General features: G+C 55.5%; 10 protein-coding genes. 7 read left to right on the top strand and 3 right to left on the bottom strand.

Features of this window, described 5'->3' with window-relative positions:
* Nucleotide 1 precedes the first annotated feature (1 nt).
* Complete coding sequence (locus tag B3P58_RS09555; protein WP_286717186.1) at nucleotides 2-2413, top strand: DUF1588 domain-containing protein; 2412 nt, start codon at nucleotides 2-4, stop codon at nucleotides 2411-2413.
* Nucleotides 2406-3719 (top strand): DUF1501 domain-containing protein, encoded by a 1314-nt coding sequence (locus tag B3P58_RS09550; RefSeq protein WP_286717185.1) that lies wholly within the window; start codon nucleotides 2406-2408, stop codon nucleotides 3717-3719. Before B3P58_RS09555 ends, B3P58_RS09550 begins: the two co-directional genes overlap by 8 nt.
* 11 nt (nucleotides 3720-3730) lie before the next feature.
* On the opposite strand, the gene B3P58_RS09545 is transcribed toward B3P58_RS09550, so the two are convergent.
* The 3 genes from B3P58_RS09545 to B3P58_RS09535 all read right to left on the bottom strand — a co-directional run bounded on the left by B3P58_RS09545 (nucleotide 3731) and on the right by B3P58_RS09535 (nucleotide 10078).
* Nucleotides 3731-4666 carry a sensor domain-containing diguanylate cyclase gene (locus tag B3P58_RS09545; protein WP_286717184.1) on the bottom strand — a complete coding sequence of 312 codons (936 nt, stop codon included), beginning with the start codon at nucleotides 4664-4666 and terminating at the stop codon, nucleotides 3731-3733.
* Between the two features lie 110 nt (nucleotides 4667-4776).
* Nucleotides 4777-5922 carry a DUF3570 domain-containing protein gene (locus tag B3P58_RS09540; RefSeq protein WP_286717183.1) on the bottom strand — a complete coding sequence of 382 codons (1146 nt, stop codon included), beginning with the start codon at nucleotides 5920-5922 and terminating at the stop codon, nucleotides 4777-4779.
* Nucleotides 5906-10078 carry a sensor domain-containing protein gene (locus B3P58_RS09535; protein ID WP_286717182.1) on the bottom strand — a complete coding sequence of 1391 codons (4173 nt, stop codon included), beginning with the start codon at nucleotides 10076-10078 and terminating at the stop codon, nucleotides 5906-5908. The genes B3P58_RS09540 and B3P58_RS09535 overlap by 17 nt, the downstream gene beginning before the upstream one ends.
* A gap of 215 nt (nucleotides 10079-10293) precedes the next feature.
* Between B3P58_RS09535 and ettA the strand changes: the two genes are divergently transcribed.
* From ettA to B3P58_RS09510, 5 genes are all read left to right on the top strand, one after another.
* Complete coding sequence (ettA, locus tag B3P58_RS09530) at nucleotides 10294-11955, top strand: energy-dependent translational throttle protein EttA (RefSeq protein ID WP_145469897.1); 1662 nt, start codon at nucleotides 10294-10296, stop codon at nucleotides 11953-11955.
* 160 nt (nucleotides 11956-12115) lie between these two features.
* Entirely contained in the window at nucleotides 12116-12481 is a 366-nt protein-coding gene (locus B3P58_RS09525) for a PilZ domain-containing protein (protein WP_145469896.1), read from the top strand.
* A gap of 69 nt (nucleotides 12482-12550) precedes the next feature.
* The gene (locus B3P58_RS09520) at nucleotides 12551-13216 is read left to right on the top strand and encodes a fumarylacetoacetate hydrolase family protein (protein WP_286717180.1); all 666 of its coding nucleotides are present in this window, start codon (nucleotides 12551-12553) and stop codon (nucleotides 13214-13216) included.
* Nucleotides 13216-14451 carry a molybdopterin molybdotransferase MoeA gene (gene moeA / locus B3P58_RS09515; protein ID WP_286717179.1) on the top strand — a complete coding sequence of 412 codons (1236 nt, stop codon included), beginning with the start codon at nucleotides 13216-13218 and terminating at the stop codon, nucleotides 14449-14451. Before B3P58_RS09520 ends, moeA begins: the two co-directional genes overlap by 1 nt.
* Before the next feature lie 83 nt (nucleotides 14452-14534).
* Nucleotides 14535-15539: a cytochrome-c peroxidase gene (locus B3P58_RS09510; RefSeq protein ID WP_286717178.1), complete on the top strand. Its 1005-nt coding sequence runs from the start codon at nucleotides 14535-14537 to the stop codon at nucleotides 15537-15539.
* Nucleotides 15540-15838: the final 299 nt, after the last annotated feature.

Raw genomic sequence — 15838 nt, 5'->3', positions numbered from 1 at the left:
GATGCGTGCTGGTTTCCCCCTGATTCTGCTTTGTTGGCTGCTGAGCGCCTGCTCCGGTCCCGGTAATGAATACGCCGGCGAACTGGTCAGCGACAGCAATCCACAGAACAATACCCCGGATAAAACTCCGACAGATGGTAATGGGGCTGCGGCCTGTGCGGCGGAGCTGGAACGTTTCAATGCTGAATTATGGGCGCCCGTACTGGCGCCATCCTGTATGCAGTGCCACCAGACTGGTGGCATTGCGGCTGAGTCCGGACTGGTGCTGAAGCCCGCCTCCGTGAGCTCTTATCTGGCTGATAATCTCAGCGCAGTAAATACTTACATCGCCTCTGAGTCTGGTCTGGCCAATATAGAAGCCAAGCCGCTGGCGCAGGTCGTGCACGGTGGCGGGCGGGTGTTTGCTGCGGGTTCTGCGGCTCATCAGGCGCTGCAGGGCTGGCTTGCCGGCCCGGTTGCCAGCTGCAGTGACGGTGATGGCAGCGATGGCAGTGTCAGTCTGTCGGCGTTCTGGGACGAGGCCGTCTTGCTGGATAACAACGCTACGCTGCGTAAGGCGGCACTGCTGTTTGCCGGACGCCTGCCAACAGCCGCAGAGCAGGCTTCGATTGCTGATGGTACCGAAGTCAGCCTGCGCAATGCGATCCGCTACTTAATGAGCGGTGAGCACTTCAGTAATTTCCTGATGGAAAGCGCGAATGACCGCTTACTCACCAATAAATTCGCCAACAACCGCACGCCGGGGCTGGATCTGCTGTATGAAGGCGGACGCTTCACCTATATCGAATCCCGTCTGGCACCGCTGCAGCAGGCGATCAACGATGCCACCACTGATGAACAGCGTCAGGCCGCCAATGAAGCCTTTGGTTTTGCCTGGGCCAATACCAACAGGGCCGTGGCCACCGCACCGCTACAGCTGATTAATTATGTCGTCACCCACGACCGCCCCTACAGCGAAGTGCTGACCGCCACCTATCTGATGGTGAACCCGTTTTCCAACGACGTGTATCACACCGGTATCAGTTTCCCGGATGCCAATGATCCGGACGACTGGCGCCCGGCACAGATTATCGATGGCTATGCCGGTGGGCCATTGCCCCAGGCCGGTCTGCTCAGCTCACAGATGTTTCTGGCGCGTTATCCCTCAACCGATACCAACCGCAACCGCGCGCGGGCGCGCTGGGCGTATTACTTTTTCCTGAATGTGGATATCGAAGGGCTGGCGCTGCGCTCTATGGACCCGGCTGATCTGGCCGATACCAACAACCCGACGCTGAATAATCCATCCTGCGCTGTCTGCCACGAAATGATGGACCCGGTGGCCGGCGCTTTTCAGAACTATGGCGACAACGGCCATTACCGTGATGCCTGGGATGGTGATGACTCACTGCCGGACACCTACAAAGCCGGCAGTCTCTATCAGCAGGGTGATCTCTGGTACCGCGATATGCGCGCACCGGGCTTTGCCGGGCAGATATTGCCGGCTGCCAATAATGACAACAGCCTGCAGTGGCTGGCGCAGCAGATGGTGGCCGATGAGCGCTTTGCTTCAGGTACGGTCGCCTTCTGGTGGCCGGCGGTCTTTGGGCGTGAGTTGTTGCCACAACCAACCGAACCGAGCGACGTCGATTACGCCGACAAGCTGGCCCGTTACAGCGAACAGCAGCGTATGCTTGGTGAGCTGGCCGCTGCTTTCCGCAGTGGTGGCTATCAGCTGAAAGATCTGCTGGCCGATATGGCAATGAGCCCGGTGTTCCGCGCCTCGCACGCACCGGCAACGGCGTATTACGGCGATATGGGCGCCGGTCAGCTGCTCAGCGCCGAGCAGCTGAGCCGTAAGATTCAGGCGGTGAGTGGTGGCCTCTGGCATCACACCTGGGATGAAAACTATGACCTGCTGGCGCGGGATTATTATGGCCTGTATGGCGGTATCGACAGCGATACCGTGGTGCAGCGCGGGCAAAGCCTGAACACCCTGATGTATGCCGTGGCCGGTCGTATGTCGCAGGAAATGGTGTGCCAGCGGGTGGTGGCCGAATTTGAATTACCTAAAGCACAGCGCACACTGTTTACGCTGGTGGAGATGACCGATACCCCGGCCAACGCTCCGGCACAGGTACAGGCGCAGGTTAACCGGCTGATTGAGGTGATCTGGGGCGATCCGCTGACCGATCTGGCGGTGGAGCAGAACAGTACCTACAACCTGTTTAACGAAGTCTGGAGTGAGCGGGTGGCCAATGCGCCCAGCGACTGGCTTTACCACAACGACACCAGCGATGATCAGCAGGACGAGTTCTGTCTGCTCGACTGGGACAACGATGCGGCCCTGAAACAGGACCCGAACCACACCCTGCGCAGCTGGATGGCTGTGCTGACGTATCTGCTCAGTGATTTCAGGATGCTTTATGAATAATGGGATGAATCGCCGCCGTTTCCTGCAGTTGCTGGTTGCTTCCGGTCTGGCTGCCGGTCTTCCGGTGTCACTGCGCGCGCGTGCGGCAGAGGGTAATTTCACGCCTTACAGCGGCCCGTTTTTTGTCAGTATCGAGGCTGGCGGCGGCTGGGATGTGACCAGTTTCTGCGATCCGAAAGCCAATCCGGCGATCAATCACTGGGCCAGTACTCAGGGCGTGCAAACCATCAGCGGCAGCTCTGTTACCTACGCGCCCTTTGCCCACAATCAGCGCTTCTTCAGCAACCTGCATCCCCACATGCTGGTGGTCAACGGTATTGATGCCCAGACCAACGCGCATCAGGCCGGCCAGCGTTACAACTGGAGTGGCCGGCTGGCGGAAGGTTATCCGTCGTTTGCGGCGCTGGCAGCGGCGGTGTATGGCGCCGGACTGCCGCTGGCATATCTCAGTAATGGCGGTTACAACCAGACGGCAGGAGTCATCAATTACACCCTGATGCAGGACCCCGGTGCGCTTAATAAGCTGGTGTATCAGGATCAGTTTCTCGACGGCGGCAGCGGTTGGGATGCGGCAAAGTATTTTCATCGTCAGAGCACACGCGACATTATCAACCGCCACCGTGCGGAACGTCTGGCGCGGTTGCAGGCCGCACAGCCGCATATGGCGTCGCGAATGCAGGCAGCGCTGAATCAGTTTGCGGCGGCCAAAGATGGCCAGCAATTGCTGGAATTGTTGGCGCAGTACGTGCCCCAGACCCTGGTCGATTACACCGATGCTGATGGTTACTGGAACCCCTTGTTACGCCAGGCGCAGATTGCACTGGCGGCGTATCAGTCGGGGTTATGTGTCAGCACCGATCTGGTGGCCTGGGGTTTTGATACTCACGCTAATCACGATGCTGATCATGCGGCGGCACTGATGCGTCTGCAGAATGGTGTGGAATACCTCTGGGCGGAAGCCGGGCGGCTGGGTATCGACGATAAGCTGGTGGTGATGATCAGCTCTGACTTTGCCCGTACACCGGGCTATAACGACGGCAATGGTAAAGACCACTGGCCAATCGGCAGCACGATTTTTATGAGTAAGAATGCCAGCTGGGCAAACCGCAGTGTCGGCTTAACCACTGCCACGCATGAAGCTCAGACCGTTAATGCCCAAACACTGGCTCCGGACAGCAACGGCATTTTGCTGCAGCCCAAGCATATACAGCAGGCAATGCGCGAGCTGGCGGGAATTGCCGGGCACGAGCTGAGCCAGCGTTTTCCGCTGAATGCGGAGTCGGTCAATCTGTTTGGTCTGCTCTGACGATGGCAGGTTTAACCGACAGCTGGCCAGGGGGCGGCTGCCTCGCAGCAGTTACGACCGTGGGCTTTGGCGCGGTATAAGGCTTCGTCGGCGCGGCTCAGTAAGGTCTGAACCGAATCACCGCTACCTTCAAACTGACTGATACCGGCCGAGACTGTGATGCGCAGCTGCTGCTCTTCCGGCATGGTGTAAATGCTTTGCAGGGTCAGCTGTTCGCGCAGGCGGTTTCCCAGATTCATGGCGTCGGGCAGGCGGGTTTCCGGCAGCAGAACTACAAACTCCTCACCGCCCAGCCGGGCAAAAAAGTCGATTTTACGCAGGCCGCTTTCATAGAAACGGGCAAAAAACTGCAGCACCTGATCGCCGGCATGATGGCCAAACTGGTCGTTTACCTGTTTGAAGTAGTCAATATCGAGCAGCATCAGGCACAGCGGATGCTGATAGCGCTGGGCGCGCGCCAGTTCTTCTCCGGCGCGGGCAAAAAAGTGGCGACGGTTGGCGACGCTGGTCAGCACATCGGTATTGGCGACGTCGTTGAGTTCTTCCAGTGCGGTGCGCAGGCGCGCTTCGGTATCTTTCAGCTCGGTGATATTGGTGCCGATAAGGACCAGATGATCATCGATGGTGACCTGGGTAATTTTCAGCCACTCACCATTGAACAGGTCGGATTCAAAAGTGCGAACCGGGTCCAGACGCTGGCGGCTTTCCACATCGCTGACCCACTGTTCGAAGTCTTCACTGTCTATACGCACGCCAAGGCCGTTGTTGTAGGCATTACGCATCAGCTCCCGGTGCGTCAGCCCCGTGGCCTGCTGACGGCTGAGACCGAACACATTAGCCATATTGGCGTTGCAGTAGAGCAGTTGATTGTTGCTGTCGAAGACACCAAAAGCGTTGGGTGTTTCATCCAGCAGGCGGTAAAGAAGGTCGTTGATCTGGCTGTTCATAGAGCAGACCTCTGCGTGTTTGCAGGCGCTGGAGAGCAGTATAGACAACGGCTGACAGCCAGTAATGTCTGGCGTTTATTTGTTCCGTGACAGATGTAGCAGGCCAGGCCCTAGTAACGGTAAAGAATACCGGCGCTGAGTAGCTGATAATTCACCAATGCCGGTGCTTCAGGCGCTTTGCTGCCATCCGGTCCCCAGGATTCACGGCTGCGGTAATTCTGTCCGCTGATGCTGAACTGCAGTGCCTGAGACCAGAGCAGGTCTACACCCAGTTCAAGGGTTATGGCGCCGTAAGCGGATAAACGCGCATCATTACTTTGCGCATTGCCACTGGCGGTACTGGCCAGAGAGTAGAAGTCAGCGGCCTGCTGGCGGTAAAGGCGGCTGCCCAGCGAGGCGCGCCAATAGCGTCCGAGGTTCTGATACCAGCGCAGCTCCAGCGTGTGGGAATCCACGCCCCAGCTGTCGTGATAAAAGCGGTAATTCCAGTGAGCCGCACCATCCCAGGGCTTCATAAAAAACCGGTACATCAGGCTCAGGGTCTGGGCATCGCGGTTATCCGGGCGCAGATCGATATTGCGGTATGGGTCGGATAAATAGCCGCTGCTCTGACTGTAGCCCAGGGTCAGTTGCAGCAGTTCGTATTTATTCAGAATCTGGCTGATACCCAGATAACCTTCCTGACGCTTTCGGCTCTGGTCATCCGCCAGTTGGCGGTTGACCGAGAGGCTGCTGTCACTGGGGTTCAGGCGGTCGTCAGACTGGCTGATACCGGCATTTAGGGTCGTCATTCCTGACCAGAGCTCAAGGCTGCCGGCCAGATTCCAGGCCAGCGCCTGATAGTCATTTTCGCCGGAGTAATACAGCCCGCCACCGAGCGTGCTGTTGCTGAAATAACGGGTCAGCTGCAGTTGTGCATCCTGTCTGCTTTCGTCGATGGAGGCGCCGCTCATGATCACTTCGCTCTGACCGCTGCTGTTTTCAAAGGTCTGCAGAGGTGAGGCACCGCTCAGCGTTTCGTAGCTGCCCTGCATATTCAGCAGCCACTGGCCGGCGACGGGGGTTTGCCATTGCAGTTGCTGCACAGAAATCTGATAGCGTTCTGTGGAACCGCTGGCCACCCGGTTAGCAGGCATATCGTTTTCCTGATACTGGCTCACGCGGTATTGCAGCTGTGCTTCCTGTGGCGGTGCAAGTGCATGAACAGGTGCCACTGCGGCCAGAGCCAGAAGTGCGCTTTTAGCTCTGGGTTTCATAAGGTTGCAGTAGTTGCAGGAATTGTTGTTGGGGAAGCGGTTTACTGAACAGGAAACCCTGAACCTCTTCACAGCGGGCAGAAATTAAAAAATCCAGTTGCTCACGGGTTTCTACCCCTTCGGCAATAATGCCCATACCCAGGTTGTGCGCCATGGCAATAATAGTGCGGGTAATCTGAGCATCATCGGAGTTGTCGGGTAAATTCTGAATAAAACTGCGGTCAATTTTCAGGGTATCGACCGGGAACTGCTTCAGGTAATTCAGTGAAGAATAGCCGGTGCCGAAATCATCGATAGCTGTGCGTACACCGAGTTTGCGTAAACCATCGAGTGCTTCCAGCGTGTGTTCAATATCATCGATCAGGATACTTTCGGTCAGCTCCAGTTCCAGCTGGTCGGGGCGTATACCGGCCTTGAAAATAGCGTCTTTTACAATCTGCAGGAAATCATCCTGCTTAAACTGACGGGCGGATACATTGACGGCGATGCGTTGCAGTTCCAGTCCGTTTTTCTGCCAGTCTGAGAAATGCTGACAAGCCTGTTCCAGCACCCACTGGCCGATAGGAACAATCAGGCCGGTATCTTCAATAATGGGAATAAATAATCCGGGGGATATAAGTCCCTTGGTCGGATGGTTCCAGCGTAATAAAGCTTCGGAAGCGACGGCCGTTCCTGTGCCCGACTGGTATTGCGGCTGGTAATAAAGCTCCAGTTCGTTGCGGTTTAAGGCATGGCGCAGATCGTTTTCCAGCTCCAGCAACTCCACCGCTTTCTGATTCATTTTTTCGTTAAAGAACTGCACGTTGTCACGTCCCAGATCTTTGGCGTGATACATCGCCATATCAGAGTTTTTCAGCAGTTCAATAACACTGACGCCATCATGCGGATAAATAGAAATACCAATGCTGGCGCTGATAAAGACTTCGCGCTGACCAAGAATATAAGGACGGTTTAATGCATGCAGAATGCGCTCGGCCACTTTAACGGCGGTATCTGCTGCTTTTTCGTTATCCGTCTGCTCGCCAAGGGCAACCGTAAATTCATCCCCACCGATGCGGCAGACCAGATCCTGCTTCTTGGTGCAATTCCGCAGGCGTTGAGCGACCTGTTTTAATACCTGATCACCGGCCGGGTGTCCCATAGAGTCATTAATCGGTTTAAAGCGGTCGAGGTCGATAAATAACAGTGCAACACACTGATCATGGCGTGCGGCGGTTTTCAGTAATACGTCCAGACGTTCGTGCATCTGGCTGCGGTTGGGCAGGCCGGTTAACGGATCGAAATAAGCCAGTTTATGAATACGTTCTTCAATCACCTTACGTTCGGTGATGTCAGACATAATAATAATAAGACTCTGAACTTCATGGTCGTGGTCGCGGATCGCACTGACGCCGGCCCAGCCGGTGCGTATTTCTCCGCTGGCACGCTGATAAAAAATCTCGCCCTGCCAGTAGCCTTCAGTAACCAGAGCTTCGCCGATTTCTTCAAAGAAGGTGATGCCATGGCGTTCCGGTGAAATAAGAAAATCCGGTGTACGGCCGATGACTTCTTCATTTTTGTAACCGGTAATGGAACTGAAAGCGCGGTTGATATTGGCAATGTTCAGCGTACGGTCGGTAATTAAGATGGCTTCGTTACTGTTGGCAAATACTTCCCCCGCTAACTGTAATTCGCGCTCGATTTTGCGTGCTTCGCCGACATCGCGCGAGATGCCGAGCATGCCCTGCAGTTCACCTTTGTCATTCCATAACGGGCTGGCCTGCAGTTCGAGTAAAATCTCTTTACCATTTTTACTGGTAGCGACCGCGTCTTTACGGATCATCACATTACGCGATTGGGCATTGGCCGGATCAAGCAGTGCCTGTTGAATCTCGTGGTGCATGGCCCGGAACAGGGTACGGATATCCCGGCGTTTAAAAATAGCACCGACACCTTCACGCAATAATTCATCCGGTTTATAACCAAGAATACGTTCTACCGACGAGCTGACGAAATTAAAATTCAGATCAATATCGGTGGCCCAGATAACGTCGCTCATATTTTCTGCCAGCAGGCGGTAGCGGCGTTCGGATTCGACAATGCGTTCCTGTTTCTCAATATCGCCGGTTACGTCGCGGGCGGTACCGATATAGCGTACAACTTTACCGTTTTTATCCAGTGCGAACGGGGTATCACGGAATTTGAGAATACGCAGGCTGCCGTCGTAGTGGCGGAAGCGGGCAGTAGCTTCGCGCGTGGTGCCCATTTCCAGCGTGCGGTTTTTATTCAGAGCAATCGCCAGCTGGCTTTCTTCTTCCGGTTCGGCATAGCGAATCCAGTCGTCAGCTTCAAGTTGCAGATCGGGCGGATAACCCAGCACTTCACCGATTGTACGGTTGTGGTAAATGACTTTATGAGTGAGTTCCGGAGTCAGCTCAACGACGTAAACCAGATCCGGCATGGCGGCCATCACCTTTGACCAGAAGGCTTCACGCTCACGGGTTTTTTCGTTGGCTTTTTTGCGTTCGGTGACATCCAGAACGGTCATCAGGGCCTGACCCGGAGTGCCGGAGCGCAGGCTGAGGTTGACCCAGAAATCACGCTGCTCGCCGCTGAAGATGCGCAGCGGTAATTCAAACTCGGTGGTGTTCAGTTTCAGATCAACCGCACGTTGCAGAGCAGAGCGCAGTTCGCGACTGCCCTGTACCAGTAAGTGGCTGTAATCCTGCAGCAGTTGCTGGCGGTCGCGGGCTTTGGTCATGCGCACGGCAGCATCATTGATATTCACCAGACGGACGCTTTCCAGCTGACCATCAAAGTGAGAGATATCCAGCAGACAATGGGCAACGCCGGCTTCTTCAAACAGGGCTTTATAGCGTGAACGACTTTCTTCCAGCGCGCTGGTGGCATGTACGGCATCGGTAATATCGCGCAGCAGCCAGACGATGCCGGTAATGCGCCGGCCTTCGTACAGCGGGTTATATCCCTGCTCAAGAATGCGCTGTTCTTCACCAATGCGGACGGTCAGCTGACGGCCGTTATCCTGCAGCAGCTCCAGTTCATCGGCGGTCAGGCCACGGTTCCAGAGCGCCTGTTTGTCAGGCCAGACATCGGCCAGGCTTTCGCCAATAAAGTCGCGCTGGCCGTTCTCAATCAGCAGTGCAGCTCCTTTGGGGTTAACGTAGTTGATCAGGCCAAAAGCATCGGTGGAGATCAGGGCATCATCGATTGACATCAGCACCCGGTCGGCGCGTTGTTCGGTCTGACGGCGGATAATTTCCAGCTCGGCGGCACGGCGCTCCTGACGGCGCAGGAATATCCACAGTATGCCGGCCAGCACCGAGAAAGTTGCCAGTACCACCAGAGGAGGATGAATGCGGCTCCATAACTGGGCCCGGGCGTCTTTAGCAACCGGCAGGGCAATAACATCCCAGTGAGTGAAGGGGATGTTGGTACGGTACAGAATCTGTTGTTCTTCGGTTTTAGTCAGCCTGGGCTGATGGGATGAATCGGCGTAGTAGTGTTCACGGATACCAATGGAGTTATCGCGGGTATCCAGCAGCAACATCTCGAAGCCGGGAAATTCGCCATTGTAAATAATGCTCGACAGCTTGCTGTAGGAACGGCGACTGACAAACATATAGTGATGGCCGCTGGGGGCCTGAAAACGGGTGTAAAAGTAATAGCCGCCTTTGCCACCATAGCGCAGGGAAAACATGCCTTTTTCGCCACCCAGGCTCTGAATGTTGGCATAGATGTCGCGGGTTTCATCGGCGTGCAGCGGCGCGCCCTGATGCATCAGATAATGGCCATCATCATCAAACAGCACAAAGCCGGTCAGGTTGAAGAAGGATTGCTTCATCTCTTGCCAGAGCCGGACGGCAGCCGCTTCGTTGCCACTGGCCGACTGTTCCAGCAAAGAGGCATAGCCATGGCTGAACATGGTGTTTGCGGCCAGCCCGGCCTGTGCCAGCAGGCCGGATTGCTGGACGTAGTTTTCCAGCGTCAGCGCCACTTCTTTACTGAATGCCTGCTGATCATGGTGCCACTGACGATAGCCGTTACCGGCCAACACCAGTGCCAGAAAGACAAAACTGAGCAGAAACAGCGGGAAGTTAATCAGCGTTGAACGGCGCAGGTCGTCCTGGCCGGCCCGCTGTAACAGGCGAAACAGCATGGTTAATGAATCTTATCTTTATTAATCATCATGGCCGAAGTATAGACAGCTTAAGGTGGGATAGGCGACTTAATATGGCGCTGATGACATTTCTGTGACTTTGCCCGCAGCAAATCGTGTGTACAGGCAGAAAAAGCCCGGAGAACGGCCTGTTATGTTGCCATTGGCGACGCTTTTCAGTAGCTTTGCCGCCATCTGATACGAGGTATTTTTCCATGGCACAGTATGTATTCACCATGAACCGTCTGGGCAAGATTGTTCCGCCCAAACGCCAGATTCTGCGTGATATTTCCCTTTCGTTCTTCCCTGGCGCCAAAATCGGCGTGCTGGGTCTGAATGGTTCCGGTAAATCCACCCTGCTGAAAATTATGGCCGGTCTGGATACCGACATTATCGGTGAGGCACGTCCGCAACCTGATCTGAAAATCGGCTATCTGCCCCAGGAACCGGAGCTTGATCCGGCTAAAGACGTTAAAGGTAACGTCGAAGATGGCCTGCGTGAGCTGATTGATGCCCGCGCAGCACTGGATGCCGTGTATGCCGCTTACGCCGAGCCGGATGCCGACTTCGATGCGCTGGCGAAAAAACAGGGGCAGCTGGAAGCCTTTATTGAAGCGGCCGGCGGTCATGATATGGAGCGCCATATGGAAGTTGCCGCCGATGCGCTGCGTCTGCCACCCTGGGACGCCGACGTGACCAAACTGTCCGGTGGTGAGCGCCGCCGCGTGGCATTGTGCCGTCTGCTGATGTCCAAGCCGGATATGCTGTTACTCGACGAACCCACCAACCACCTGGATGCCGAATCCGTGGGCTGGCTGGAGCAGTTCCTGGAAGAGTATCCGGGCACTGTGGTGGCCATTACCCACGACCGTTACTTCCTCGATAACTGTGCGGAATGGATTCTGGAACTGGACCGTGGCCACGGCATTCCGTATCAGGGCAACTACACCACCTGGCTGGAAGCGAAAGAAAAACGCTTAGAGCAGGAAAAGAAACAGGAAGAAGCACACTCCAAAGCCATCAAACATGAGCTGGAGTGGGTTCGTCAGGGGGCTAAGGGCCGTCAGGCGAAGAGCAAGGCGCGTCTGGCCGCGTTTGAGGAAATGAACTCACGCGAATTCCAGACCCGTAACGAAACCAACGAAATCTACATTCCACCCGGCCCGCGTCTGGGCGATAAGGTGATTGAATTCCATAACGTCACCAAGGCCTATGGCGACCGGGTGCTGATCGATGACCTGAGCTTTACCGTACCGCCGGGTGCCATCGTCGGTATCATCGGTGGTAACGGTGCCGGTAAATCGACCCTGTTCCGCATGATTGCCGGTACTGAACAGCCGGATTCCGGCTCAGTGGTGATCGGTGAAACCGTGAAGCTGGCCTTTGTTGAACAGCTGCGTGATGAACTGGACGACAAGAAAACCGTATGGGAATCCATTTCCGACGGTCTGGATATGATCAACATTAACGGTAAAGACTACCCAAGCCGCTCTTACATCGGCCGCTTTAACTTCAAAGGCGGCGATCAGCAGAAGCGTGTTGGTGAACTGTCCGGTGGTGAGCGTGGTCGTCTGCAGCTGGCCTATACCCTGAAACAGGGCGCCAATGTGTTACTGCTGGACGAACCGTCCAACGACCTCGACGTAGAAACCCTGCGTGCGCTGGAAGAAGCGGTACTGGCTTTCCCGGGTGCAGTGATGGTGGTTTCCCACGATCGCTGGTTCCTCGACCGTATTGCCACCCATATTCTGGCTTACGAAGGCGACTCCAAAGTGACTTTCTTTGAAGGTAACTACACCGAGTACGAAGCCGACCGTAAGAAGCGTCTGGGTAATGATGCCGCGCCTAAGCGTATGAAGTACAAGCGTCTGGCGTAAACCGTTGCCGGAAGCCAGCTGCTGTCAGTATCTGGCTTCCGGCGTTCTCTTTCTTTTCTGTCATAAACGTCAGCCCTCTGTTGGTTGCGATATCACTAATCCGGACTAAACCTTTATACATCTGTGGGCATAATGCCCCGGAATATGACAGAGGTAAGTCATGGATTCTCGGCAGTTCAAACGTGTGCATTTCCTTCAGCGGGTTCAGGTTGAAACCGATGGGGAGCGGCTTGAAACCCATTGTCTGGATATCAGTTTGCGTGGTGTGTTACTGGTGCGTCCGGAAAATGTTAACTGGCGCCTGGAGCAGCAACTGGTGGTAACCCTGGTTTTGTCACCGCAGGAAACCATCGAAATGCGCTGCTCGCTGGTGCATATCGACGATGACGTTGTCGGCTGTGCCTGTGATTCGATGGATCTCGACAGTATGACCGCATTGCGCCGTCTGCTGGAGCTTAATCTGGCCGATCCGCAGGCTGTACACCGCGAGCTGGCCGAACTGGTGCGCCCGAGTCCTGCGGACTAGATCCTTCTCCCGGCGAGCCGGGTGACAAGGTATAGTAACGGCCTGTGATCCTGATCAGGCCGTTTTTTTATGTATTTCCCCATCCTCGAAGGTCAGCCCTTTACCCATTCAACCGGCAAAATTGTCTGTGTCGGACGTAACTATGCTGAACACGCCCGTGAACTGAATAACCCCATTCCCAGCCAGCCGATTCTGTTTATCAAACCCGCTGACGCTGCGGTGTCTATGGTGCCATCGTTCCGTATCCCGCAAGGGCAGGGGTCTGTGCACCACGAACTGGAAATCGCAGTGTTGATTGGTCAGCGCTTATGTCACGCCGCTGAAGATGACGTTCCGGCCGCTATTGCCGGTGTGGGCCTTGGGCTGGATCTGACCCTGCGTGATGTGCAGGACGGACTGAAAGTGAAAGGCCAGCCCTGGGAAATCGCCAAGGGCTTTGATGGTGCCTGTCCGCTGAGTGATTTTGTTGCGGCCTCGCGGGTGGAAGACTGGCAGCAGCTGAGTCTGACCCTGGTGCGTAACGGTCAGGTGCAGCAGCAGGGGAACAGCGCCGATATGTTGTTCCCATTGCTGCCGCTGATTGCGCATATGAGCCGGATTTTCACGCTGAATCCGGGCGATATCATTATGACCGGCACCCCGGCTGGTGTTGGACCTCTGCTGCCCGGCGATCAGCTGGAAGCCCGCCTGCAGGACTGGCTCAGTGTGCACTGCAGTGTTGAGGAGATGGGCTGATGGCATCCTGTGATATGCCGGGTCTGACACCGCTGGATCAGGCACTGGAAAGCTTACTGGGCGGTATCGAAACACGGGTCGATAAAGAACCCATCAGGTTGGAGGAGGCACTGGGGCGGGTGCTGGCTGACGATGTCTGCAGCACACTGAATGTCCCTCCGGCAGACAACTCGGCGATGGATGGTTATGCCGTGCGGGCTGCCGATTTAAGTGCCGGTTGCGAATTAACCCTGCTGGGTAAAAGCATGGCGGGCCATCCCTTCAGCGGCAGCGTTGCTCAGGGGGAATGTGTCCGTATTATGACCGGCGCACTGCTGCCTGCCGGAACCGATACCGTGGTCATGCAGGAAAATGCCACCGTACTGGAAAGCGGCCGGATACAGTTTCAGGCTGGCGCGCCGCAAGGCGATAACGTGCGCTATTGCGGCGATGATATCCGTGCAGGGCAGGTGATTCTGCATGCCGGGCGGCGTCTGCGTCCGGCGGACGTTGGCCTGCTGGCCAGTATTGGCATTGCCGGGGTCAGTGTGCGGCCGCGACTGAAGGTTGCATTGCTGGCGACCGGTGATGAGCTGGTGATGCCGGGTGAGCCTTTGGCTGATGGGCAGATTTACCAAAGCAACAGCTTTACCGTGGCGGCTGTTGCCCGACGCCTTGGCTGTGACGTGCTGGATCTGGGCAAAGTTGATGACAACCCCGAAGCACTGCGTCAGGCCTTTATTCAGGCCGACCGTCAGGCCGATGTGGTCATTACCTCTGGCGGTGTATCGGTGGGTGAAGCCGACTACACCAAAGATATTCTCGCCGAGCTTGGCGAAATCAGTTTCTGGAAGCTGGCGATTAAACCGGGTAAGCCCTTTGCCAGCGGCCGTCTGCCCAACAGCGTATTTATCGGCTTGCCCGGTAATCCGGTATCGGCACTGGTGACCATGCATCAGCTGGCGGTGCCGATGCTGCGCAAACTGGCCGGTGAAACGCAGACTGCAGCGCTGCGTCTGCCGGCAGTTGCCGCCAGTGTTATCCGCAAAAGTCCTGGACGTACGGACTTCCAGCGTGGTATCTGGCAACTGAATGAACAGGGCCAGATAGTGGTGCAGCCAACCGGTGGGCAAAGCTCCGGTGTGCTCAGTTCGATGAGTCAGGCTAATTGCTACATCGTATTGGAGCAGATGCGTGGCCGGGTCGAAGAAGGTGAGAACGTTATGATCGAACCTTTTGATGCTTTACTGGGATAGTGTTGTTCAGCAGCCGGTGGAACTCTCATGAGTCGTCTCCGTCCTACGCCGCTTACTGCACTTAACCTGATGAAGAGTAATTTATGATCCCGACAATCCGCCGGGTCGCAGCGACCCCTTTCACAGTGGGCCTGATGGCCTTTGCTGCTTTGAGCGCCACGTTATCGGCACCCGCCAGTGCAGATGCTCTGCAACAGCAGGCTCAGGCTGTATTTGGCTCAGGGGAGGCGCCACCACGGCAATCCTCAGCCGCCGAATCTGCTCTGGGCCGTGTGCTGTTCTTTGATACCCGTATTGGTCGTGATGGCACCAACTGTGGTACCTGCCATGAACAGAGCAAGGGCGGTGCCGACGGACGCAAAACCGCGCTGGGAGCATTCGGCCGGCAAGTTAAGCGGAATACACCGACCATTGTAGATATCGTGCCGCAGATCAGCATGCACTGGACCGGCGACCGGAAATCTCTGGCGGATCAGGCGATACGCGCACTGACGGCGCCACCGGCCTATGCTCATGCTTCGACCGATGAAGCGCTGGCGGTTATTAAGGCCCTGCCAGATCTGAACGAAGGTTTTAATGCGCTGTACGATGATGGCGTCACCGCCGCCAACTGGGGTAAAGCGTTAAGCGCATATCAGGAGCATCTGGTAACCACCTCGGCTTTCGACCGCTATCTGCAGGGTGACGCTCAGGCTCTGAACGCAGCGCAGAAAGAGGGGTTAAAAACCTTTATCAATACCGGCTGTGCAGGCTGCCATAATGGCCGCTTGCTGGGCGGAACCTCTTACCAGAAGTTTGGCATTGTGGCCGACTACACGCTGTATACCGGCTCGCAGGAAGACATTGGCCGTATGGCATTTACCGGTCAGGAAAGCGACCGCCGGGTATTCAAAGTGCCACCGTTACGTCATGTGGTACAGACCGCACCTTATTTTCACGATGGTTCTGTGGCAGAGCTGAAGGACGCCATCGACATCATGGCAAAAGTGCAGTTAGGGCGAACGCTGAGTGACGATGATAATCAGGCAATTCAGACCTTCCTGCAGGCGGTTACTGCGCCCATGCCGGCTGAGTTGCAACGGCCATAACCGGACGGCCCCGCTGACAGACAATAAAAAACCCTGCATTGGCAGGGTTTTTTATTGCTCTTATAACCGTCGGGGCGGTTAATCAGAACGGTTGTGATTACTTAATGCCAACGATATTAAATGGCTATTGAGAAAAATTCCTTTGTAATCAATATGTCTCATGGTTTTTTTATCAGGAATTTATCGAAAAAGTAAATAAAAACGTAAATTTTATTTGAAGCTGCCAATAAAACTTTACAAAATCTGCCATGTTCTAGAGCGTTTGATCACGCTTAACCTGGTAATGATCGGTGACTCTC

This window comes from Thalassolituus sp. UBA2009, from assembly GCF_002335285.1.
Lineage (GTDB): Bacteria > Pseudomonadota > Gammaproteobacteria > Pseudomonadales > Oceanobacteraceae > Venatoribacter > Venatoribacter alkanivorans.
The sequence above is the reverse complement of the archived record's forward strand: the minus strand, read 5'-3'. Positions and strand labels throughout refer to the sequence as shown.